The sequence below is a fragment of the Lacrimispora brassicae genome, assembly GCF_054772055.1.
Genome location: NZ_BRYH01000059.1, coordinates 1 through 21,939, shown reverse-complemented (window position 1 = coordinate 21,939; position 21,939 = coordinate 1). Strand labels below are relative to the sequence as shown.

The window sequence follows — 21,939 nt, the reverse complement described above, 5'->3', positions numbered from 1 at the left end:
ACAACCCCTAGGCCCAGTTGGCCCTGGGCAACCTCTAGGCCCGGTTGGTCCAGTAGCTCCTGGGCAGCCTCTAGGTCCTTGACAACCCCTAGGCCCAGTTGGTCCTGTTGAGCTACAACAACGACAACTAGAACAATGATTATCATTGGACTCTATATAATTACTCATATGAATTTCCCCTCTATAATTGTTTGCTTATATGTGGAAACATTATAAAGAACTTTAATTCTTTATACCCATAGAATATGTCTGATTGTACACATCTGTTAATTTTATACCGGCTAGTACATCATAAGGAATTTGCTAATAAAGAATCGAAGAAACTCGTTATCCCAAGTCGTTATTATGGGTTGGTACGTTACTAGTAGCAAGGTAAAAAAGTAAGTAAAAAATAGATCCCATAGTGAAAAGAGGGAAATCAAATTCGCCACCTATTCATATAAATTGCTATTTAGTGTATTAAGTGCCCAGTCAAATTGGCGACTGCTGTCAGCTCCGTACCCATGCCAATGCGCTCCGTTAGAGTATGTATAAATGCCGCTGTGGGGATCTTGTTCCGATCGTTTGCATTGATATTAGTCACCATATTTTTAAATAAAGCATTCTGATCCAATCCCGTGGTAACAGCAATGAATTTTGATACTTTACCCAAAACCTGTGCAATTGCCTCTCCGGCTATAATATTAGCCAGCTCTGCGGCCCATGTGAAAGCCGCTTTCACGTCAATGGCACCTCCGGTTCCCACCGTTATTCCTTCACTGACCTTAACCATGCCGATATTTACTAAGTAGCTGTTTTTACGCTCACTGTACCATCAGCACTTACCTCCGTTGTTACTTCTTCCGGCTTTACCGTACTTACGCTTCCAGCCGTAGCTTTACTGGTTCCATGAACTAATACCTGCCAATAGCCTTATTTGTTAGCGGGGTCCCTGCTGGGGGATCTGTATGGGCCACATAACTGCTTTCGTCTTGAGTAACCAGATTTAACAGATCATATTTAGTGGCTTCCGTGTATTCTTTCAAGTCCGTCATCCGGGCAGATACTACTTCCTCGGGTTTCTTTATGATCGCTGTTTTTCTTTATGATCGCTGTTTTTCCTTCGAGCTGTATGATCTGACTCTAAGTTCCAAAGCTCTCCTTCCTCTCCCTTGTCCCTTGGGCCTCAAATATATCCATCATGGCATGAATTCCTTTTATGGTGCGTTTCAGGCAGTATGTTTCTATAACATCATCTGAGGTATAACATATGATTCCGTCACCCGGCTCTATCCATGGGAGAACCGCCGTTATGATCTTGCAGAGTCGGTAAATCTTCTGGTTTATAATGCCGCGCAATATAGCCCCTATATTAATCAGTTCTGCGGTACTTTTACCATAGACAGGGAAATTACCCCGTACGATGTAGGTGTTAGTGCCCTTTCCATATCCTGCGCCTGCGTCACCCTCTTCTTGTATATCTGGACCTTATCTATCCCATACACCAGGGGAAGTCTTCATATGAAGTTTCTGGCGGTTTGTAATGCGATAATGCTTCACCCTCTAACTGGCATGGGAATGGATCCTCTGAAGGAAATAGTTCTTTAGAAAGCGGGCCCCTAATACCGGAAGCCCGCCTTTTAATATTAACTATCTGACTATCTATCACAATCGCAATCGTCATAATCATTGTCTTTGCGACTGCATTTTTTACAGCCTTCTCTAAAACCTTTCCAGTAGGCTTCTTTAATTTTTTGTTTCAACCACTCGTTGTCATCGTCATGATCACATCCACAATCATTGTCATAATCATGGTCACAACCACGGTCACAACCACGGTCACAATCGCGGTCACAATCACGGTCGCGATCACAGCCACAGTCACGTTCCCGGCCGCACTTCTTAATACATCTGCATTTACATTTAAAAGTACTCATTTATCTTTACTCCCTTCTTACCATATTACATTATAGTATATGGGACAGATAGACAAGATGTGTAAACTCATGGGGGGACAGGCAGTCTGAGAGTTATACTGGAGATCGTGATATAAAATCCCCTGATTTTACAGCTTAAAAACGGAAAGGAAGGCTGAAATTCAGCACAAACAGCAAATAGCTGCATAAGCAACAAGCTTTATCGGTCAATTCCCCAGGTCTGCGTCCTGCTGCCTCTATTTTTAATGAAATACAGAAAACACCGGAAGTCCTTCTAATATGAGTGCACGGAAAAAACCCCGTATTTGTAAACGAGGTTTTTTCCGTAACTGCTGATATGAAGATTTCCAGTGTTTTTGCTTTTCCCTGAATCCGTTTATTTCTCTCTCGCGATGCATTTCTTGTGATTATTGAACACGTACTAGGCTACATGCAGAACAATGGCAACATCATTTATTAGGTTATTGCCTGTATGCGGCCTGGTATTTACGGCTGCATTTTGATGCACATCCATACTTTGATGGAAATAGACCATCATCACTGCTTTATTATCAACGTGATGCAGAATATCGGCTTTGACCGGATTTTCACAAACTTACTTCAGAGAGGCGGCCACTTCATCAACCATTGCCTTAGTAGCCGTAATGCCTCCGGAAACAACATACCAGTTGGTAGAATCCAGATAAACGATACGATCATTTTCCGCCGCTTTTGTGCCGTTCATCAGTTCGTTATCCAACAGCTTCTTTGCTCCGGTGGCTTCGGCAGCGCCGGTGGCTGCCCCACGGTCTATGACAAACAGATAATCCGGATTCTTTTCAGCCAGATATTCAAACGTGGCTGTCTGGCCATGGGTGGAGTCGTCAACCTGCTGGTCAGCTACCTGGAAGCCAAAGTCATCATAAACAATGGAAAAACGGGATCCTTGACCGAAGACGCTGAGTTCGCTGTCATTTGCCATGATTACCAGTGCATTCCATTTTTCAGCCGTTACTTTTTCATGAACCTCTTTGACTTTTACCTCAATTTCAGCTATGGCCTTGGAAAACACATCGGCTTTGGAGGGAAAAATCTGAGAAAGGATATTCAGATTTGCCTGAAAACTATCAAAATAATTGTTGGTCGGCATTGTCATATATACGGTGGGCGCAATTTTGGAAAGCTCCTCATAGGACTTTGCTGCCCTGGCGCTGATCAGGATCAAATCAGGCTTCAGTTCGTTCACGACTTCAAAGTCAGGTTCGTGGAGGGAACCTGCCACCTTGTATTCCTCCCCGGAAAATTTGCTTAAATGATCAGCCAGATTGCCGCCTTTGCCAAGTCCCACTACGTCAATCCCTGCATAATCCAGTGCGTCCAGGGTGCCATAGTCAAATACCACAATGCGCTCAGGTTCCGTTGCCAGTGTTGTCTCACCCAGCTCATGCTTTACCGTGACCTCCTTTGGTGCCGTGCTTTCAGACGCAGCACTGCTTTCCGCCTGGGAGCTTGGAGCTGCGGTAGTATTCTTTGGGGAGTCAGTCCCTCCGCAGCCAGTCAGGGATGCGGTCATGGCAAGACCCAGTAAAATTGCAATTGATTTTGTTTTCATAAATGAATCTCCTTTCAAGATTACACATTTTATTTGATCAGCCCAATGGCCAATACAGCTATTTGAAATATGCGCACAGACGCATGCCGTCTACCTCATGGATGGTAAAATCCATGTCATAAACTTTTTTTAATTCCTCAGAGGTAATCACCTCCTTTGCTGTTCCGTTTTTCAGCAGCTTACCATCCTTCAGTGAGATGATGTAATCGGAATAAGCTGCCGCAAAATTGATATCATGCAGCACCAGCACAACTGTTTTTCCATGGTCATCAACGAGAGTGCGCAAAAGCCCCATAATCTGAACAGAGTGCTTCATGTCCAGATTGTTAAGAGGTTCATCAAGGAGAATGTACTCTGTGTCCTGGGCGATGACCATGGCAATGAACGCCCGCTGGCGCTCGCCGCCGGAAAGCTGATCAATAAACGTATCCCCATAGCGCTCCATTTCCATGTAGCCGATTGCCTGTTCCACAAGCTGCCGGTCCTCATCGGTGAGCTTTGCCTGAGAATGGGGATATCTGCCAAAGGACACCAGCTCCCGCACCGTAAGCCTTACGCCCACATGGTTGGTCTGGCGCAGGGTGGACAGCTTTTTTGCAAGCTCACTGCTTTTAAAAGATGAAATAGCCTGTCCGTCAATGCTGACGTCTCCTTCTCCGGGCATGAGGCGGGAAATCACGGAAAGCAGCGTGCTTTTCCCCGCTCCATTGGCACCGATCAAGGTTGTAACGGCATGCTTTTGAATCACAGTGTCAATGCCCGCCAAAACCTGCTTTTCGCCATAACGTTTTCCTATATTTTTTGTTACGATCACATCCGTCCCTCCCGAATCAAAAGAATAATAAAGTAAATACCGCCGATAAAGTTAATGATTACGCTGATAGGAGTGCTTAAAGCAAAGATCCGTTCAGCCATAAACTGTCCGCCCACCAGGGCTGTTCCTGCAACCAGAACCGCGCCGGGAATTAATATACTGTGTTTATAGGTGGCAAGCAGTTGTCTGGCAAGATTGGCGGCCAGCAGGCCCAAAAAGGTGATGGGACCCACCAGGGCGGTGGAAACAGCAATCATGACAGACACGATCAGCAGGTATTTTTTGACGGAACGATCATAGTCCACACCAAGGCTCACCGCAATATCCCGCCCCAGTGACAGCACATCCAGCCGGTGAATTTTATGTATTCCCACGGCTGCTGTACATGCCATGAAGACAGAGGCGATCCCCAGCAGAGACGTGTTCACATTATTAAAGCTTGCGAACATCCTTGCCTGGACAACCATAAATTCATTAGGATCAATGAGGACCTGCATAAAAGTGGCAAGGCTGGAAAACAGGCTGCCAAGCATCATGCCGATGAAAATAATGACAAACAGGCGCGCATTCTCTCTCTTGAATACAAATCTGTAAAGCAGCAGACTGAAACCCGCCATCATACAGACTGAGATGAAAAAGTCTGTTATTTCAGACATCATGGCAAGCTGTTTTGCGCCCATGGCAAATACCACCAATGTCTGCACAAAAAGATATAAGCTGTCCAGTCCCATGATGGCAGGAGTCAGGATCCGGTTGCCCACCACAGTCTGGAATACAATGGTAGAATAACCGATTGCAGCCCCTGTGACAAAAATAGCCGCCAGCTTGACCAGACGTCTGGGAACGTTGTAGCCAGCATTATCCGGGTTCAATCCCCAGACAACGTATAAAAGCGAAACTACAAGGGTCAGCAGAAAAAGCAAAAACAGAACTTTACGCAGCTTCATAACCCCTCCTTCCTGCCAGCAGGGCCAGAAACAGCCCGCAGCCCATAACACCTACCGTCACGCTGATGGGGATTTCAAAAGGAAAAATAATCAGGCGGGAAATAATATCGCACACCAGCAAAAACAGGCCGCCAAGCAAAGCAATATCTACAATGCTCTTTCGCAGATTGTCACCGCAGTAAAGCCTTACAATGTTTGGTATTACAATGCCGATAAAGGGAATTGCTCCCACCGACACCACAACCACCGAGGTCATGACCGCAACAATGGAAAGTCCCACCTGTACCGTTGTAAAATAAGAAATACCCAGATTGCTGGAAATGTCTTTTCCCATAGCTACCACGGTAAAGCGGCTGGCATAGAACATTGCCAATGCCAAAAAGGGAAGACCCAGATACAGAAGCTCATACCGTCCCCGCAGCACCATTGTAAAGCTCCCCTGCATCCATGAGGTTATATTTTGAATCAGGTCATGGCGGTAAGCGATGAAGGTGGTAACTGCGCCCACCACGTTTCCAAAGAGTATTCCTACAAGAGGAATCAATGCAGCATCCTTAAGCTTGATTGCCTGCAAAAGCCGCAGAAACAACATGGTTCCCAGAAAAGCCGAGCCAAAAGCAATGAGCATTTTAACAACCGGAGTTGCACCGGGAAACAATAACACGGCTGTCAGCACGCCTAATTTTGCCCATTCTGTGGTGGAGCCTGTAGATGGCGAGATATAGCGGTTTGACGCCAGCATCTGCATGATCACCCCTGACACGGCCATTCCCATTCCGGCCACTAAAATGCTGATCAGTCTTGGAATACGGCTCACAACCATGATTTTCATCTGGTCAGGTGCAGTAAACAGGCTTTGTATTGTAATATCCTTTACGCCGATAAAAAGAGAGATAACGCCTAAAACAACAATTGCAAGTATGTAAACAAATTTTTTCATCGAGTCCCCAGTCTTGACAGTTTCCAGTCCATAACTATAATAGTAAGTAGAAGTTAGTTTTAGCTAACTATTGTAGTATACTTATTCAGATCATTTCTGTTTGTACAATTTTGACCTAATTTTCACTATATTGACCTTGAAATGCAAATACGGAGGAATCATGGAAACCATTAAGAGAATTTTAGAAGAATTTAATGCCTGCACCAATTTGGCAATTCGGGCATTTGACCGGTTTGAAAACTGCCTTATGATATGTGCCGGCCCCACCAACCGCCTTTGCTGCTATCCCTTATGGCGTAAAACAGTATACAAGGCTTGTGAATTGCTTCATTCCGGAATGGAGCAGGATCATATTACCCTGCAATGTGAAATGAGCACATGTCCTATTATGGGTACATCAAAAGCTGAACTGTCCTTTACAGCCTGCTATATAGACCCAGCCATGCCGGAGCTGGGAACATTTGTTTTCGGTCCCTATATACAAAATGATGGAGATCCCATATTTCCCTTAAAGCCTGCCCCGGTGGTGCCGCATTTGATATCACTGCTTCAGATGATTTCCCAAAAGCATTTACAGCAGGACATGGAGTTTCAGACAAACCAGGGGTATTCCTATCAGATTTACCGCTGTATAGGCTTTATTAAAAGCCAGCTCTGGGGCAATGTAACGCTGCAGGAGACCGCTGATTACTTAAACCTGAATCCATCCTATTTATGCCGTCTGTTTAAAAAAGAAATGGGTTGTTCTTTTTCACAATATATCAACCGCCTTCGTGTGGAACGCAGCCAGGTTCTATTGTGTGATCAGACTTATTCTATGCTGGAAATAGCTCTTGCCGTAGGATTTTCCAGCCAGAGCTATTTCAACCGTGTCTTTAAGAACATTTGCGGCAAAACACCTCAGGAATACCGGGAAAGTGTTTGTACAATTTATGATAATTCCCAAACTTCCATGGCAATCTAAGGCTACGGTGTCAGAAATTCTCTGCATCCTGCAGACCACAGGGCTCTTTGCAGCCGGTTGCAGACTATATTTATAAAGAATGGTTCCCCCAGTCTACCTGCCGGTTCAATGAAAATAGCAGATATGACTTTAAATTGCAAAAAAATATAATAATTCCCTAATCCGCGTCACAAAAATGACTTTTATCCGTTATTATATATGTAACATCATTCGGGCGGAAGTTCTCCTTTGCTCTGCTTCCGCCCATCCCTTCGGCTTGTTCACAAAACTTGGGTAAACACATATATTAATATTACAGAACGGCTTATCAGAGCAGCAGCAGAAAGAAGCATTGACAACTCTCAGCCGCCGCTTTACCAAAGATAGACAACTCATTTTGGTTTATGTCTCTTCTTTTCCTCTGCTATTGATAAGAAGTCCTGTAAAACCGCCCGATCATAAATATAAAACCTCAAGGGGGTGGAAGCCACGGCATCTTGGTTTCCACCCCTTTAAAAATTAATCCGATTTTCTTTTTGTATTCGGTCCCATACCTTCCCGACGGGAATTATGGGTCTGATTCTGATTTTCCGGCTTGCCTTTTTCTGCCGTGCCGTGATACATTTCATTTGATTTTTTCTGGGAAAGCTTTTCCTGTCCGCTGTTTTTCATTTCAATCACCTCACCCATAGTATGATCCTGCACCACAAAATTTATGTAAAACCAGAGTTTTCACGCATAATACATTCCATGGCTGCGCATGATAAAAATGAGGTGATGAACATGTCATATATAGCTCCTGCCGTCCAGGCAAAATTTGAGACTCTTTCCATTGACTTAAAAAATGAGATCCTGGAACGAAACGTACAAATTAACACCCTTTACGATTTGATCCATGTTTTGGAGGAAATTGTAAACAACGGAAGTAAATGATTTTCCTAAAAACAGTCACAAGCCGGAACCGGCCTTATGGCTGTTTTTTGATGCCGGAACCAAGCACTCTCCCATATAGAAAAAAGGCCGGACACAAACGGCCCGACCAATTAATAAACGTAAAAATAATTATCTCCAATAGCTGTTGGAAGACTTGCACTGACGGCCACTGTTTGTGGTTGCAGCCTTGGTCTTAGAACAGGAGCTGCTGTTCTTACCGCTGGAGCAGGTGCTGTTCTTGCTGGTAGAACAGGTGCTGCCGGAACAGCTAGCCCCCTTGGTGCAGGTAGAACCGTTGGTGCAGGTGGAACCATTGGTGCAGGTCGTACCGTTGCTGCAGCTATTACCGTTGCTGCTGTTGCAGCCAAGCTTGCTTAAAATGCTGTTAATATCCCCAGACTGTCCTAAGCAGTTTGAAAGGTTATAGCCATTACCTGTTGACACTGGGCAGGTCGCTGCCTGTGCGGTCATAGGAACACCTGCTACAGTTAATGCGGTTGCTGCTGCTAAAATGAATACTGGTAATTTTCTCATGGTAATATCCTCCTTATTTGTTACGTAATTATTACATTTCTGTTACAAAATGTATCATAACATACAGGAAATGGAATTTCACTAGGAGAAAATTGGCAATTAACCTCTATTTTCCAGTTGAAACTCATTGACAGCCAATTTTAAGGCTCCCATGATGCCCTGATTATCATTTAAGCTGGGAAGGACGATATAATGCTCTATGTCCTCAAGCTCCTTTGTCCTGATATATCCGGCCATCTGGCGCTTCACTTCTTCTCTTACCAAAGGCATCATATGTTCCTGATGCATCACGCCTCCCCCCAGAATAATCCGTTGAGGAGAAAGTACCATAATATAATCCACCAGTGCCTGGGCGATGTAATATGCCTCTAATTCCCATACTTCCTTCTGACCGGCCAGCTCTATGCCCTTCTTTCCCCACCGTGCTTCTATGGCAGGTCCGGAGGCAAGGCCTTCCAGGCATGTCCTGTGATAAGGGCATTTTCCCTCATAGCTGTCGTCGGGATGCTTGGACAGCAACAAATGCCCGCCCTCGGGATGCAGCATGCCGTGAAGCAGCTTTCCGTTGGCGATGATCCCGGCTCCAACACCTGTGCCGATTGTAATATACATGCTGTTTTCAAGACCTTTTGTAATGCCCCAGGTGGCTTCTCCCAGAGCAGATCCATTGACATCCGTATCAAATCCAACCGGAATCTTAAGGGCTTCTTTCAAGACTCCCACAATGTTATAATTGGCCCACGCAAGCTTGGGAGTGGTGGTGATGTAGCCATAAGTCTCTGAGTTCCTGTTTAAGTCAATAGGGCCGAAGCAGCCGATTCCCAGCGCCTCAATTTCCTTATCCTTAAAGTATTCGATCAGCTTCGGCACGGTGATTTCCGGTGTTTCGGTGGGAATGGAAACGCGCTCGAAAATTTCTCCGTTTTCATTTCCTATGGCACAAACCATCTTTGTTCCGCCTGCCTCTAATGCTCCAAGTCTCATATCCTTTTGCCTCCTTTTTATTCTGGGTTGGAACAGATGACAGACATCTTTCCTTCAAATCTGCACTCTCCGCTTTTTGCCGGTACGATAAAATGCTGCCCGGACTCCAAAGGAATCCCGTTCACCGAGCCTTTTCCGTTTATAACACTTACATTAGTAAAATATTTCCCAAACTCCTTTGAAAACACGCCGTCAATGTCATATTTATCTACGGAGTAAAACTGGCAGGTCACCAAATGGGTGTGCACTGCGCCTGGTATTTTCTCTGTTTCCGGAGCAATCTGCTTTTCCTCAAAAGGCGCTTTTATGTTGGCAATGCTCTCTTCTACATGAAGCTGCCTTGGTTTTCCATCGGACAAACGGTCATAATCATATACCCGGTACGTAATATCGCTGCTCTGCTGCGTCTCCAGCACCAGGGTCCCTCCCTTAATGGCATGGACACAGCCAGGATTGATCTGGAAAAAATCCCCTTTTTTAATTGGAACAGTCCGGATAAATTCCTTCCACCGGTGATCTCTTATCATGGACTCCATCTCTTCCTGATCTCCGGCATGATGGCCGATTGCAATTTCAGTTCCAGGCTCACAGTCCAGAATATACCAGCACTCTGTTTTGCCAAGAGACCCGTTCTCATGGATTTTTGCATAGCTGTCATCGGGATGGACCTGGATGCTTAAATCCTGCTTTGCATCTATGATTTTAACCAGAAGAGGGAACTGGTCTCCGGGATAATTCCCGAACAGTTCCGGCTTTTCCTTCCACAGGCTGCTAAGCCTCCTGCCGTCATAGATTCCTCCTGCAATTTCACATTCCCCGTTCTTATGGGCGCTGATTCCCCAGCACTCTCCGGTGGTATCGCTTGGTATCTCATAGCCGAATACATCCCGAAGTCTGGTACCGCCCCAGATGGCCTCTATAAACACAGGCTCCAGAAACAAAAGTTCCATCTGTTTTCCTCCTTATGTAGTGATTTATGACCACTTCCTATATTTTACCTGAATATGGGAAAAAGGAAAAGAGGTAATTCTACTTTTTCTCTAAAATGCCGGATCAGAAAGTTTATGGATTTATAAGATGTTATTTTCCATGAAAAAAGTGCCGGAATGTCCGTGATCCGGATTCATTCTGACACCTTTCTTTCTATTCTTATTGGGAATCTTTTCCATAAACCTCAATCTGGGTAAGGGCCGGAAATGGGGAAGGATCATCCGCTTTTATCAGATCGCTTAATTTCACCCATGTGATATTCTTTCTTTCCACAGAAAACAGGTGAGGCTTCACGCTCTTTTCCATTTCCACCATCTCTTCCGTTCCGTCGGAAAACGTAAATCTGGCCTTCACCCACCAGTTATCATGGGGGAAATCTGCCCGGGTATACAGAACAATCTTATCAAAATCCACTGGCCGGCCAAAGTCCAGGGTCATTTCCGCATCATCCTGGCGGTTGATTCCCCAGGATTCATAAGGCCATGCACCATGAGATTCGTTGGCGAGAACGCCGTCAATGGCATTGCGTGCCGCAAACACCGCTTCTCCCCTGGTTTCCACATTGGCAAAGGCATGAGGGAAGCAGCCCATATCTCCGTGCTGGTCCATGACATTCTTTGCTAAGTTCCTGTAAATCCCTGCTTCCTGGTCAAAGGCTTCCCGAATGGTCAGATAATGATGCTCCCCGGTAAAGGCCTGGGGATTATAGGAAATCTTTTTCTCCCCAAAGGGTATGGTATATACGATTTCTTCCTTTGTCAGGTAGACAAAGGACTCATCCATGCAGTCGTCAACCCGCACCACATAATGGGTGCCTGGTTTATCCGTTGTAAAAACAATGGCATCTCCGTCTTCGTATTCGCCTTCAAACACCAGGTTCGCCTGATTCTCACTCAATGCGGAAGCCTTCACTCCGCCATTCTGGTTTCTTACAGCTATTGATACATTCGCCATGATCAGTCCTCCTGCTCTTCCTGTTCAAAATAGTCTTTATATTCTACTTCTATCTGATATTTCATTCTCTTCATGCTGTAATACAGATGTTCTCTGAGAGACCGCTCCAGACCCTGGATGTCCTTTTTCTCCAGCAGTTGGAAAAGCTCTGTATGCTCCCTGATGATTCTGGTAAAATCCGTTTCAGTCACAAAATCAAGCATACGGAACCTTGTATAATGTAACTGCTGAGCCTGTATCATATCCCAAAGCTTCTGCTTTCCCGTAGCCTGATACCAAATGGCGTGCATCTGGGCATCCATACGGTAAAACTGCTCCGGTTCAAACCCTTTTTCCTGAATCAGGGCCTGCTGCTTGCGGATCAGATACCGGACTTCCTCCATCCAGAGAGGCGTGGCCATATTCATAAAATCCCGCATAACCATGGTTTCCACAGCAACACGCATATATATCATCTGTTTGATATTATCCAGATTCAAAAGCGTTACCTGTGTGCCGGAATATGGCACTGAATTGACAAAGCCCTGTTCCTGAAGCCTTCTCACAGCTTCCCTCACAGGCGTCCGGGATACGCTGAACCGTTCACAGATTTCATTTTCACTGATGATCTGACCGGGCTTTAATTCCAGGTCCAGAATCTCCTGCTTTAAGGTTTCAAACACCAGTTCGCCGCGGTTTTTATAGGTTTTGGTTTTTCCTTCCATTGAACCCTCTCCGTCCTCTATATTAGACCTGTTAAAAAATATGCCATGACCTCTACCTTAAAAGCAGACATCATGGTCATATTTTTTAACATCATTGCCTGCCCATTAACAGGACTGGCAATGAATATTGAAATCTTACTGTTACTGCGGCTGTTTACCGATGTAAGCTAAAATACCGCCGTCCACGTACAGAATATGTCCGTTGACAAAGTCGGAAGCGTCAGAGGAAAGGAACACGGCCGGGCCTGCCAGATCCTCTGCTTCTCCCCAGCGTCCTGCCGGAGTCTTGGAAATGATGAACTGGTCAAAGGGATGTCTGGAACCGTCTGCCTGAGTCTCACGGAGAGGTGCTGTCTGAGGAGTAGCGATATAGCCAGGTCCAATGCCGTTGCACTGAATGTTGAATTCGCCGTACTCAGATGCAATGTTCTTGGTCAGCATCTTAAGTCCGCCCTTTGCAGCCGCATATGCGGATACGGTCTCACGGCCAAGCTCGGACATCATGGAGCAGATGTTGATGATCTTTCCGTGACCTTTTTTGATCATGGACGGGATCACTGCCTTTGCTACGATAAACGGAGCGTTCAAATCAACGTCAATTACCTGTCTGAACTCCTCGGCAGTCATATCGCACATAGGAATGCGCTTGATAATTCCCGCATTGTTTACCAGGATGTCGATCACGCCGACCTCCTTCTCAATCTGAGCTACCATGGAGTTTACGCCTTCTTCACTGGTAACGTCACATACGTAACCATGGGCTTCAATTCCTTCTTCCTTATAAGCAGCAATTCCTTTATCCACCAATTCCTGCTTGATATCATTAAAAACAATGGTTGCGCCTGCTGCTGCAAGAGCCTTGGCAATGGCAAATCCAATGCCATAGGAAGCGCCTGTGACTAATGCAACTTTTCCGTTAAGGGAAAACTGATTTGCTAAGTAATCCTTATTCATAATTCAATCTCTCCTTTGCTTATTATTTTTTTTGGGGGTCAGTTATCTCAATATTCTTGTGTTTTGAAATGTATCCAAACTATAAAATCTGTATACAAATCTAACACCTTGTATATATGCTAACATATCCAATTTCTTTTTTCAATGTACATATTTAACAAACAGTGCTCTTTTTATTTATCTAAAATTTTCCAAGTGATAATCCCTTGTCCAGGCACCGGCCTATTTCCCGATTCTGCCAACGAAGAAAAACATGTTTTGCAAGTTTTTCTTCGTTGCTGCGGCATGTTCTCAATGAATATGCAGGCATATTCGTCCGGAGCATTGCTGGCGCAAATCAAAGATCCCGGCTTCCGCAAGGAAAACCGGGATCTTTGTGATGCAATCCTGTTTATGCTGTATGTCCGTCTTCTGATTTCATTCTTCCAAAATCATCATTTTCCGGTTTTTGAATTCCTGGATCTTTCCTTCATTCCAGTCATGGACGGGACGGTAATATCCGGCGATCCTGCTGTACACATCGGTCTGTTTCCCGCATGTGGGGCAGGTCTCCTGTCTTCCGGAAAGATAGCCGCAGCTCTGGCAGATGGAATACGCCGGTGTAAAGGCCATATATGGAATGTCGTAATTCTCCATGATCCTTCTTAAAGAGTCCCGGATCCTTCTCCAGTCCTTTTCTTCCTGTCCCATATAAACGGAAAATACAGTGCCTGCCGTATAGAGAGGCTGGACCACATTCTGGTTTTCCAAGGCCTCTGCCAGCGTTCCTCCAAAATCGGAAGAGAGCTTGGTGCTGTTGGTATAATAAGGGATATCCCCTTCCTTTCCTCCAGTTATGATGTCCGGAAACTCTTTCTTATCAATCATTGCCAGGCGGTAGGCCGCCGATTCCGCCGGAGTCGCCTCCAGACAGTACAGGCTTTTGTACTCTAACTGATACCCCATCAGCTTTTTCTTTAAGTGGTTCAGCACATCCGCCGCAAAATCCCTGGTCCTTTGAGATTCCATTCCTTCCTTCAGCCAGGAGGCATTAAGCCCTGCCTCATTCATTCCAATAACGCCGATGGAAGAAAAATGATTTTCCAGGTTTTCCAGATAACAGGCCGTATAGGGATAAAGCCCATTCTTTAACAGCCTGCCGATGACCTCCCGTTTGATCTTCAAGGATCTGGCCGCAATATCCGCTGCCTGATCCAGACGTTTGTAGAAATCCCTTTCATCGGAAGCCAAATAGCCCATCCGGGAAAGATTTATGGTGACCACACCAATGGACCCGGTATTCTCCCCATATCCGAAGAATCCTCCTGCCTTTCTCCGCAGCTTTGTAAGATCCGGAGTGATGCCCTCATAGGAGATCCGTACATCCCCCGGCCCCTGTCCGCCCCTGATATAGTTGGAAAAATAAGGCGTTCCATAATGGGAAGCCAGGGTGAACAAAAGGCGGTTATTCTCTGTGTCAGACCAGTCGAAATCTTCAGATAGCCCGTAAACAGGGATGGGATACTGAAATCCCATTCCCCCGGCATCTCCGGCCATCATGGTCTCTAAAAATGCGCGGTTTATCATATCCATCTCTGCCTGACAGTCCCCATAGGTAAAGTCCATTCGCCTGCCGCCCACAATGGCCTTTTCAGCCTTCATATCCTCCGGGACCGTTAAATCCAAGGAGATGTGGGAAAACGGAGCCTGGGTTCCCCACCGGCTTGGCGTGTTTACCCCGAACACAAAAGCCTCCATGCATTTCTTCACCTTGTCATAGGAAAGGCCGTCAGCCCTGACAAAAGGCGACAGGTATGTATCAAAGGATGAAAAGGACTGGGAAGCCGCCCATTCATTCTGCATGATTCCCAGAAAATTAACCATCTGATTGCACAGGGTTGCCAGATGCTTTGCGGGAGAAGCCGTGATCTTTCCTGTAATTCCTCCAAGCCCGTCCAGCAGAAGCCTTTTTAAAGACCAGCCGCAGCTATATCCCGTCAGCATGGAAAGGTCATGAATATGGATATCGCCCCGGTTATAAGCATCTGCGATCTCCTTGTCATAAATTTCAGAAAGCCAGTAATTTGCCGTCACAGCTCCTGAATTGTTAAGGATCAGCCCTCCCACGGAATAGGTTACCGTGGAATTCTCCTTTACATGCCAGTCATCTACCTTTACGTAATTATCCACCACATCCTTATAATCAAGAGTAGTGGCTCCCAGGCTCCTGATCTTCTCTCTCTGCTTCCGGTAAAGGATGTACGACTTTGCCACATCCGTATATCCCGTCTCTTCCAGAATTTTCTCCACGCTGTCCTGAATTTCCTCCACAGCGACCTGGTCTTCCTTTACCTTGTCTTTAAAATCAGAAGCCACTCTTAAAGCCAGCAGTTCCACGATTGCTTCCGTATAATATTTTCCGGTTGCCGTAAATGCCTTTTTCATGGCTTCCTTGACCTTTGATAAATCAAAGACGGCTTCTGCCCCATCCCTTTTTATAACCTTTAACATGTTAGTCCTTCTCCTTTAAGTCCTATTTAACCTGATAGATCATGATGCGGTCCCTGCTGTGCAATTCCTGCTGGAAGCTTCCGCTTTCCCCATTGACCTCCAACACCACCTGTCCGGTTACGTTTTTAAAATCCAGTCCGGAATATTCCAGCATGTCCATGAGATAATAAGGCTGGTGGTCCGGCTTTAAGGGAAGGGTCAGAGGGTTGTCATTCAGAAAAAATGTGATTTTCCCCTTACTCCCACGGCTGTCTGCGCCCTTTCCATTGCCTGCCTTAAGAACCGGAACTGTACCTGATAGAGCCGGATTAAGGGAAGGGGGATTTGTTTCCCCGGGTTCCTTCGCACCAGCATTCTGTACCGGTTCTTCTTTTGTTTCAGCCACTGGATCTTCTATGGCTGGATCTTCTATTACAATGGAGTCACCGGATTTTAGCGGCACATCCTCACTCACTGCCTCTCCGTTTACCAGCACTTTCCCCTCCTTCCCAATCTCCGCCACATGGGAAAGCATGGCCGATGCGCTTTTTCCATGGCTGGCAGGTATGAACACGATCCAGTCCTCCGTATTTACCTGGTCAGAAAGCTGCGCTTCTTCTCCATTGAGCTTTAAAACAGACGGCTCTGCTTTTTCTCCATAAAAGACCGTTCTTTTTCCATTGACGCTCACCACCAGGTTCTGGCCGGAACGCCCGATCATGTCCTGGTAATTGTAACCGTTCATCATCAGAACATCCATTACGGTAAAGCTGCCGCTTCTGAATAGCTTTGCAGGCCTGTCATTTAAAATGACCCGGAAGCTGTCATTGACAATGCTAAAGCCTGCGGATATGACGATTCCAAGTGGGGTGGCATATTCCGGATTTTCAAGATCATATTCATGGGAATAGGCATTGATTTTAAAATTATTGCCCGCAATGGCAACCCGCTTGGGATCAATTTTCAAATGCTCTACAATCCCCTCTTTTAATCCGGAGAGCCTGCTTCCTCCCCCTGCCAGGAATACCGCCGACGGCATCCCGCCGTTTACCTCCAGGATTTTTGCGGATATTTCCTCACAAAGCCTGGAGGAGGCTTCTTTGATGCACTCAAAGATGGATTCCCGGGTGATGGTTTGTTCAAACCCCAGAATGTCCGAAAAATGCAGCTCCTCTGCTTCATCGATCTCTGCCTTGATTTTCTCTGCGGTATCAAAATCCACCAGATATTCCTTCATAATAGTCTCGGTGATTTCATCTCCTGCAAGAATTGCCATGGTATAGCCTGTAACGCTTCCATCCCTGCAGACTGCAATATCAGAGGTTCCGGCTCCAATGTCAACCATAGCCAGGTTTAACAAGCGGATATTCTGGGGGATTGCGGCATTAATGGCTGCAATGGGCTCCAGGGTAAGACTTGACACCTCCAGGCCAATTTTATGCATGGCCGCGTAAAGGCTTTCCACCACCTCTGTCGGAAGGAAAGTGGCAATGATGTCGGCTTTTAAGATCCGTCCGTGATGGTCGATCAGATTGGAAATTATATAGTTATCCAGGTAGTAACGGCTTACCGTATAGCCCACCAGATAGAACTGCCGGTCTGATTCCTTTCCTTCTCTATTCATAAATAACTTTTCTGCTTCGCTGATTGCACCCGCTTCCAGGCGGCTGACCGATTCCGCATCAATTTTCTGGGGCCTGGAAAGCTCCATCTCATAGGTCACGCTCTCGGTTCGCAGTGCTCTTCCCGCAGCAGCCACACAGACCTTATTAAGTCTGCATCCCAGCTTCTTCTCCAGCCTGTCCTTGACCTGACCTGCGATCTTTGCCACCTGGTCGATATCCTCGATCTGGCCGTCGATCATCGCCCGTTTCGTATGCTCGGCTCTCTCTATGGCAACGATATGAATTCTATCCCCATCAGGCATTCCAACCATGCCGATAATGCTCCGGGTACCAATATCCAAAGCGAAAACAGCCTGATCCGGAAGTGCGTCTGTCAAAATGCTATGTCTGTTATCCATAAATAATGCCCCATTCCCTTGTATATTTGTCTATTATTCTACTAGTATAAACTGTCTCCGTCAATCAAATAAAGGAAACTTTTGCGGAAAAAGCTCGTAAATTGTCATAGAAAAACAGACCGCAGCTTAAGAGATTACGCTGCGGCCTGTTTTTATCAGCACTGATCTTTAATATCAAAACTCGGATTGAATGCGTAGAAATTTCTGCTGTCCAGATTATCCTGGGTGATTCTTAAAGCTTCCCCAAACCTCTGGAAATGAACGATTTCCCGCTCTCGTAAGTAACGGATGGGATCGCAGATTTCAGGATCAGTTATTACACGAAGAATGTTGTCGTAAGTACTTCTGGCCTTCTGTTCTGCTGCCATATCCTCCACAAGATCCGTGATAGGATCTCCTTTTGACTGGAATTCACAGGCATTAAACGGGATTCCCCCTGCTGACTGAGGCCAGATGCCTGTGGTATGGTCAATGTAGTAGGGGCCAAAGCCTGATTCTACCACCTGCTCCGGTGTTAAGTTTCTGGTCAGTTGGTGAACGATGGTGGCTACGATTTCTAAGTGAGCCAGTTCTTCCGTTCCAATATCCGTCAAAAGCCCCTTACATTCCTTATAGGGCATGGCATAACGCTGGGAGAGATAGCGCATGGCGGCTCCCATTTCTCCATCTGGCCCGCCTGAAGTCAAAAACAGATGAGCAGCTCTTCTCTCCTTTCTTCGCTCATAATTAGCCCCACTTTCCCATATATTATAAAAATCTTTCTTTTAAGAGGCTCTTATGCAGACAATCTCTCAAAAAACCCTAACCGATATTATGCGCTACAATGGGGTCACTGTTTTCATCTATACAATCCATTATCCTGTTTTTACCACCACATGCAATCCCGACGCCGCTCAGAGCATCAATAAATTCTATGAACTTCAAGCCAGGCAGACAGAGGCTTACTGCCGCACCGAGCTGTACTCCCAGGCCGCAGAGCAGGTAGAATACGCACGAAAGAATCAGTTCCCCTTTCATTACTATGAATTTTTATCCATCTTTCAAGTTACATACAATGAAGACTGCGTCACCAGCCTTTACACCGACCAATACACCTATCTGGGAGGAGCCCATGGAAATACAGTCCGGGATTCCCAGACATGGGATTTTTGTACCGGAAATCAGCTAGGCCTCATTGATTTTTTCCCAAACAATCCAAAATTTACGGATTATATTCTTACAGGAATCCAGCAGCAGATAGAAGAACAGATAAAAACGTCCTCAGCCGATTATTTTGATGACTTTCCGTCTCTCCTGCGGGGTAATTTTAATATCAACGGATTTTTTGTCAATCCCCTGGGAATCGTCATCTATTATCAGCAGTACGATATCGCTCCTTATGCAAGCGGGCTCCCGGATTTTTTCTTTCCTTTCCAGGACTGTACTCCCAATGCCTGACCCTGATCTGCCTCCACCTTCACAAAGTATTCACAGTTCCATCAAAGTTTTATCACATTTTTCCGGTATATTAATAATTGCAAAGGGCAATAACCTTTTAAATAAAACTTTTTTTCATACTTGGCCGGCAGGATCCCCATCTTGCCGGCCCCCTCCATGTCAGGCCAATTCTTCCTCTCCGGCATCAGCCAGAGTCGGTCATTCTTCGAAATCCCACAGATTCCATCATTTTATCCTGAAGCATCAGCGCAATTTCCCTGCGCTCTTCCTCCGGCAGAGAATCCATAAGAACATCTTTTCCGTTAATTTCTATGTAATTTTCAATAATCGGTTTTTTGTTCATATTTCCGTCCCCTTCCTGGTAAAATGTATGTGACATTGATTGTACTTGTTTCCTGATATTTCCCAGGAGTACAGGAAAGAGGGGATGGATTTTGAAAAAAACCGGAACAACGGAAATCGGAGCTGCCTACGTCCGCGTAAGCACAAATGACCAGACAGAGCTTTCTCCTGATGCCCAGCTAAGAGAAATTAAAAAAGCGGCAAAAGCGGATGGGATCCTGATCCCGGAAGAGTTTATTTTTATTGAAGAAAAAGGGGTCAGCGGACGCCGCGCAGACAACCGGAAGCAGTTTCAAAAAATGATATCCATTGCCAAGACCCAGCCCTCTCCCTTTCAGTATCTCTACCTCTGGAAATTTTCCCGTTTTGCAAGAAACCAGGAAGAGAGCATGTTTTATAAAGGGGTTCTCCGGAAAAAATGCGGCGTGACCATTAAAAGCGTATCCGAACCCATTATGGAAGGCATGTTCGGCCGTCTCATTGAAAGCATCATCGAATGGTTTGATGAATACTATTCCATTAACTTATCAGGGGAAGTTACCAGGGGTATGACGGAAAAGGCTTTAAGAGAGGGTTACCAGGCCTCCCCCTGTCTGGGATACCGCGCAGTAGGAGAAGGAAAACCTTTTCTTATTGAGGATGAAGAATATAAGATCGTAGAATATATCCACCGGTCCTATCATGACGGCATGGATTTATCTGCCATTGCAAGAAGCACCAATGAACAGGGATTTCTGACAAAAAGAGGGAACCGGTTCGACCGCCGGGCGATTGAGCGCATATTAAAAAACAGGTTCTATGACGGGATCGTCACCTGGAAAGACATTTCCTTTCACGGGCAGCATGAAACCAGACAGACCGTGACATCGGTTTTTAAAGAAAATCAGGCCCGCCTTCAAAGAGAATACAGGCCCGGAAACCGCCGGGAAGTGTCAGGATGTAAGCATTGGGCTTCCGGCCTTTTAAAATGCGGGTACTGCGGGGCAAGCCTTGTATTTAATAAAGCCCTGGATACAGGCCGCCATCCCAGTTATTTCCAGTGCTGGCGCTATGCCAAGGGACTTCATGAGGAATCCTGCAGCATTACCGCCAGAAAGATGGAGGACCTTATTTTAGAGTCCCTTCGCAATGCTCTTTCCTCCGAAGATATAAAATACGTCTATGTACAAAAGCCTGTTTCCCAAACAACAGGAGAAGCGGAGAACATACAGGCCGCCATATTAAGAATCAGCCATAAAAAGCAGCGGATAAAGGAAGCTTATGAAAATGGAATTGATACCCTGGAAGAATACAAAGCCGGAAAAAAGCGTCTTGAAGCGGAGGAGGAAGAATTTAAGAACCGCCTAAGGGATTTGAAAAGCAGCCCCGACCGTGATAAGACCCCTGATAAAAACCTGCTGGCAGTCAGGATCCAGAAGGCCTGTGACATTATTTCTGATCCGGCCATGAGTTATGAGAAGAAGGGAAATGCTTTAAGAAGTGTTGTAAAGAAAATTGTTTATGATAAACAGGAAGGAAAGCTGAAATTCTTCTATTATATCTCCCTTTAAACGGAGAAAAGGCCATACTGCCTTTTGGCCTTAATCATATGGTACTGCAATATGGCCCACCATACTGGCTCATAATGAACATAGCGATCTTGGGATTAGGAGTGGTTATATTTACCGGATATTGTAATCTCTTTTCATACCTCCACATTAGCCGCACACTCCTTCCCAGGGCCATGGATCTTCTATCCAGGTCCAGTAGTTTTCATCCATTACTCCATCAGCCATCAAAGGACCGCACTGCTCCTCATATGCCTGCATTGCCTGTTGCCGCATACTCATTACATAATAGAAATAGTTTAATGCTTCCTGATCATCCGGATGGGTGTCAAGATACAAGACCACATCATCCATTGCAAAACTGGCTTCATACACCTGCCTTAACAGCATATCGCAATTAACATTAGACCCCATCATCACTGGCACCCCCCCATAATAAATGGTTTATTCAGATCCGGGAAGATCGTTCCAACGCTTATGGCCACATCTACTGAATATACCTGCTGCCAGCGCTGCCATGGTACATAAGCCATTCCCACCGGAAACTGGTCGATATTTTCGGCAGGAGCTGACGGATTGGGAGTCGGCCAGCCGGGACAGGTAACCGGGGCTGTGCATTTGGGCATTTCCGGACATCTCATGGGCATAGCTTCCTTTACTTTTTCGGGACATTTTACTGGCATTGGGCATACCGGCATTTCCGGACACCTCATTGTCACTGCTTCCTTCACCTTTCCCGGACATTTCGGCGGCATTGGGCAGGGGCAGGCCGGCATTTCCGGACACCTCATTGTCACGGCTTCCTTTACCTTTCCCGGACATTTAGGCGGCATTGGGCATGGGCAGGCCGGCATTTCCGGACACCTCATTGTTACGGCTTCCTTTACCTTTCCCGGACATTTAGGCGGCATTGGACA

General features: G+C 45.8%; 24 protein-coding genes and 1 pseudogene. 5 read left to right on the top strand and 20 right to left on the bottom strand.

The annotated features are described in order from the left end of the window. Positions 1-451: 451 nt before the first annotated feature. The 6 genes from ACYVD3_RS26030 to ACYVD3_RS26005 all read right to left on the bottom strand — a co-directional run bounded on the left by ACYVD3_RS26030 (position 452) and on the right by ACYVD3_RS26005 (position 6,208). On the bottom strand, positions 452-772 hold the full coding sequence (locus ACYVD3_RS26030; RefSeq protein ID WP_460645413.1) for a hypothetical protein: 321 nt from the start codon (positions 770-772) through the stop codon (positions 452-454). 350 nt (positions 773-1,122) lie between these two features. After that, on the bottom strand, positions 1,123-1,338 hold the full coding sequence (locus ACYVD3_RS26025; RefSeq protein WP_460645412.1) for a hypothetical protein: 216 nt from the start codon (positions 1,336-1,338) through the stop codon (positions 1,123-1,125). A gap of 1,173 nt (positions 1,339-2,511) precedes the next feature. Then, positions 2,512-3,507: a siderophore ABC transporter substrate-binding protein gene (locus ACYVD3_RS26020; protein ID WP_460645411.1), complete on the bottom strand. Its 996-nt coding sequence runs from the start codon at positions 3,505-3,507 to the stop codon at positions 2,512-2,514. 58 nt (positions 3,508-3,565) lie between these two features. Beyond that, a complete protein-coding gene (locus tag ACYVD3_RS26015; protein WP_460645410.1) occupies positions 3,566-4,321 on the bottom strand; it encodes an iron ABC transporter ATP-binding protein in 756 nt (251 codons plus the stop codon). Continuing rightward, a complete protein-coding gene (locus ACYVD3_RS26010) occupies positions 4,318-5,268 on the bottom strand; it encodes an iron chelate uptake ABC transporter family permease subunit (protein ID WP_460645409.1) in 951 nt (316 codons plus the stop codon). Before ACYVD3_RS26010 ends, ACYVD3_RS26015 begins: the two co-directional genes overlap by 4 nt. Further along, entirely contained in the window at positions 5,255-6,208 is a 954-nt protein-coding gene (locus tag ACYVD3_RS26005) for an ABC transporter permease (RefSeq protein WP_460645408.1), read from the bottom strand. The genes ACYVD3_RS26010 and ACYVD3_RS26005 overlap by 14 nt, the downstream gene beginning before the upstream one ends. A gap of 160 nt (positions 6,209-6,368) precedes the next feature. Between ACYVD3_RS26005 and ACYVD3_RS26000 the strand changes: the two genes are divergently transcribed. Further along, on the top strand, positions 6,369-7,172 hold the full coding sequence (locus tag ACYVD3_RS26000) for a helix-turn-helix domain-containing protein (protein WP_460645407.1): 804 nt from the start codon (positions 6,369-6,371) through the stop codon (positions 7,170-7,172). A gap of 498 nt (positions 7,173-7,670) precedes the next feature. Here ACYVD3_RS26000 and ACYVD3_RS25995 read toward each other — a convergent pair whose 3' ends face one another. Then, entirely contained in the window at positions 7,671-7,841 is a 171-nt protein-coding gene (locus tag ACYVD3_RS25995; RefSeq protein WP_460645406.1) for a hypothetical protein, read from the bottom strand. Positions 7,842-7,934: 93 nt separating this feature from the next. On the opposite strand from ACYVD3_RS25995, the gene ACYVD3_RS25990 reads away from it, so the two are divergent. Next, a complete protein-coding gene (locus ACYVD3_RS25990) occupies positions 7,935-8,084 on the top strand; it encodes a hypothetical protein (RefSeq protein ID WP_460645405.1) in 150 nt (49 codons plus the stop codon). Positions 8,085-8,213: 129 nt separating this feature from the next. Here ACYVD3_RS25990 and ACYVD3_RS25985 read toward each other — a convergent pair whose 3' ends face one another. The 9 genes from ACYVD3_RS25985 to ACYVD3_RS25945 all read right to left on the bottom strand — a co-directional run bounded on the left by ACYVD3_RS25985 (position 8,214) and on the right by ACYVD3_RS25945 (position 18,388). Then, on the bottom strand, positions 8,214-8,618 hold the full coding sequence (locus tag ACYVD3_RS25985) for a hypothetical protein (protein ID WP_460645404.1): 405 nt from the start codon (positions 8,616-8,618) through the stop codon (positions 8,214-8,216). Positions 8,619-8,717: 99 nt separating this feature from the next. Further along, positions 8,718-9,602: an ROK family protein gene (locus ACYVD3_RS25980; protein WP_460645403.1), complete on the bottom strand. Its 885-nt coding sequence runs from the start codon at positions 9,600-9,602 to the stop codon at positions 8,718-8,720. Between the two features lie 17 nt (positions 9,603-9,619). Further along, positions 9,620-10,552 (bottom strand): mannose-6-phosphate isomerase, class I, encoded by a 933-nt coding sequence (manA, locus tag ACYVD3_RS25975; RefSeq protein ID WP_460645402.1) that lies wholly within the window; start codon positions 10,550-10,552, stop codon positions 9,620-9,622. A 199-nt stretch (positions 10,553-10,751) separates the two neighbouring features. After that, on the bottom strand, positions 10,752-11,546 hold the full coding sequence (locus ACYVD3_RS25970; protein WP_460645401.1) for a carbohydrate-binding protein: 795 nt from the start codon (positions 11,544-11,546) through the stop codon (positions 10,752-10,754). 2 nt (positions 11,547-11,548) lie between these two features. Next, positions 11,549-12,250: a GntR family transcriptional regulator gene (locus ACYVD3_RS25965; protein ID WP_460645400.1), complete on the bottom strand. Its 702-nt coding sequence runs from the start codon at positions 12,248-12,250 to the stop codon at positions 11,549-11,551. Between the two features lie 141 nt (positions 12,251-12,391). After that, positions 12,392-13,204 carry a gluconate 5-dehydrogenase gene (locus tag ACYVD3_RS25960; RefSeq protein WP_460645399.1) on the bottom strand — a complete coding sequence of 271 codons (813 nt, stop codon included), beginning with the start codon at positions 13,202-13,204 and terminating at the stop codon, positions 12,392-12,394. Between the two features lie 417 nt (positions 13,205-13,621). Beyond that, positions 13,622-15,694 (bottom strand): ribonucleoside triphosphate reductase, encoded by a 2,073-nt coding sequence (locus tag ACYVD3_RS25955; RefSeq protein ID WP_460645398.1) that lies wholly within the window; start codon positions 15,692-15,694, stop codon positions 13,622-13,624. Between the two features lie 22 nt (positions 15,695-15,716). Beyond that, a complete protein-coding gene (gene pilM, locus ACYVD3_RS25950; protein WP_460645397.1) occupies positions 15,717-17,696 on the bottom strand; it encodes a pilus assembly protein PilM in 1,980 nt (659 codons plus the stop codon). Positions 17,697-17,851: 155 nt separating this feature from the next. Next, positions 17,852-18,388 carry a manganese catalase family protein gene (locus ACYVD3_RS25945; protein ID WP_460645424.1) on the bottom strand — a complete coding sequence of 179 codons (537 nt, stop codon included), beginning with the start codon at positions 18,386-18,388 and terminating at the stop codon, positions 17,852-17,854. An 85-nt stretch (positions 18,389-18,473) separates the two neighbouring features. Between ACYVD3_RS25945 and ACYVD3_RS25940 the strand changes: the two genes are divergently transcribed. Next, positions 18,474-19,133: a DUF3298 and DUF4163 domain-containing protein gene (locus tag ACYVD3_RS25940; protein WP_460645396.1), complete on the top strand. Its 660-nt coding sequence runs from the start codon at positions 18,474-18,476 to the stop codon at positions 19,131-19,133. A gap of 184 nt (positions 19,134-19,317) precedes the next feature. On the opposite strand, the gene ACYVD3_RS25935 is transcribed toward ACYVD3_RS25940, so the two are convergent. Next, entirely contained in the window at positions 19,318-19,476 is a 159-nt protein-coding gene (locus tag ACYVD3_RS25935; protein ID WP_460645395.1) for a hypothetical protein, read from the bottom strand. Positions 19,477-19,567: 91 nt separating this feature from the next. Between ACYVD3_RS25935 and ACYVD3_RS25930 the strand changes: the two genes are divergently transcribed. Then, positions 19,568-21,025, top strand: coding sequence for a recombinase family protein (locus tag ACYVD3_RS25930; RefSeq protein ID WP_460645394.1), 1,458 nt, complete (start codon positions 19,568-19,570; stop codon positions 21,023-21,025). A 52-nt stretch (positions 21,026-21,077) separates the two neighbouring features. On the opposite strand, the pseudogene ACYVD3_RS25925 reads toward ACYVD3_RS25930, so the two are convergent. The 3 genes and pseudogenes from ACYVD3_RS25925 to ACYVD3_RS25915 all read right to left on the bottom strand — a co-directional run. Further along, a pseudogene (locus tag ACYVD3_RS25925) lies at positions 21,078-21,173 on the bottom strand (manganese catalase family protein); the annotation flags it as partial. Next, the gene (locus ACYVD3_RS25920) at positions 21,173-21,439 is read right to left on the bottom strand and encodes a spore coat protein CotJB (RefSeq protein ID WP_460645393.1); all 267 of its coding nucleotides are present in this window, start codon (positions 21,437-21,439) and stop codon (positions 21,173-21,175) included. The pseudogene ACYVD3_RS25925 and the gene ACYVD3_RS25920, both read right to left, overlap by 1 nt. Beyond that, positions 21,439-21,555, bottom strand: coding sequence for a spore coat associated protein CotJA (locus ACYVD3_RS25915; RefSeq protein ID WP_460645423.1), 117 nt, complete (start codon positions 21,553-21,555; stop codon positions 21,439-21,441). Before ACYVD3_RS25915 ends, ACYVD3_RS25920 begins: the two co-directional genes overlap by 1 nt. Before the next feature lie 43 nt (positions 21,556-21,598). Between ACYVD3_RS25915 and ACYVD3_RS25910 the strand changes: the two genes are divergently transcribed. After that, positions 21,599-21,939, top strand: a 341-nt coding sequence (locus tag ACYVD3_RS25910; RefSeq protein WP_460645425.1) for a hypothetical protein, incomplete at its 3' end; no start/stop codon positions are given.

Coding starts and splice junctions, on each gene's coding strand:
- ACYVD3_RS26030 (WP_460645413.1), bottom strand. CDS start 772: ATGGTTAAGGTCAGTGAAGGAATAACGGTGGGAACCGGAGGTGCCATT.
- ACYVD3_RS26020 (WP_460645411.1), bottom strand. CDS start 3,507: ATGAAAACAAAATCAATTGCAATTTTACTGGGTCTTGCCATGACCGCA.
- ACYVD3_RS26010 (WP_460645409.1), bottom strand. CDS start 5,268: ATGAAGCTGCGTAAAGTTCTGTTTTTGCTTTTTCTGCTGACCCTTGTA.
- ACYVD3_RS26005 (WP_460645408.1), bottom strand. CDS start 6,208: ATGAAAAAATTTGTTTACATACTTGCAATTGTTGTTTTAGGCGTTATC.
- ACYVD3_RS26000 (WP_460645407.1), top strand. CDS start 6,369: ATGGAAACCATTAAGAGAATTTTAGAAGAATTTAATGCCTGCACCAAT.
- ACYVD3_RS25995 (WP_460645406.1), bottom strand. CDS start 7,841: ATGGGTGAGGTGATTGAAATGAAAAACAGCGGACAGGAAAAGCTTTCC.
- ACYVD3_RS25990 (WP_460645405.1), top strand. CDS start 7,935: ATGTCATATATAGCTCCTGCCGTCCAGGCAAAATTTGAGACTCTTTCC.
- ACYVD3_RS25985 (WP_460645404.1), bottom strand. CDS start 8,618: ATGAGAAAATTACCAGTATTCATTTTAGCAGCAGCAACCGCATTAACT.
- ACYVD3_RS25980 (WP_460645403.1), bottom strand. CDS start 9,602: ATGAGACTTGGAGCATTAGAGGCAGGCGGAACAAAGATGGTTTGTGCC.
- manA (WP_460645402.1), bottom strand. CDS start 10,552: ATGGAACTTTTGTTTCTGGAGCCTGTGTTTATAGAGGCCATCTGGGGC.
- ACYVD3_RS25970 (WP_460645401.1), bottom strand. CDS start 11,546: ATGGCGAATGTATCAATAGCTGTAAGAAACCAGAATGGCGGAGTGAAG.
- ACYVD3_RS25965 (WP_460645400.1), bottom strand. CDS start 12,250: ATGGAAGGAAAAACCAAAACCTATAAAAACCGCGGCGAACTGGTGTTT.
- ACYVD3_RS25960 (WP_460645399.1), bottom strand. CDS start 13,204: ATGAATAAGGATTACTTAGCAAATCAGTTTTCCCTTAACGGAAAAGTT.
- ACYVD3_RS25955 (WP_460645398.1), bottom strand. CDS start 15,694: ATGTTAAAGGTTATAAAAAGGGATGGGGCAGAAGCCGTCTTTGATTTA.
- pilM (WP_460645397.1), bottom strand. CDS start 17,696: ATGGATAACAGACATAGCATTTTGACAGACGCACTTCCGGATCAGGCT.
- ACYVD3_RS25940 (WP_460645396.1), top strand. CDS start 18,474: ATGCAGACAATCTCTCAAAAAACCCTAACCGATATTATGCGCTACAAT.
- ACYVD3_RS25935 (WP_460645395.1), bottom strand. CDS start 19,476: ATGAACAAAAAACCGATTATTGAAAATTACATAGAAATTAACGGAAAA.
- ACYVD3_RS25920 (WP_460645393.1), bottom strand. CDS start 21,439: ATGATGGGGTCTAATGTTAATTGCGATATGCTGTTAAGGCAGGTGTAT.
- ACYVD3_RS25915 (WP_460645423.1), bottom strand. CDS start 21,555: ATGGCTTATGTACCATGGCAGCGCTGGCAGCAGGTATATTCAGTAGAT.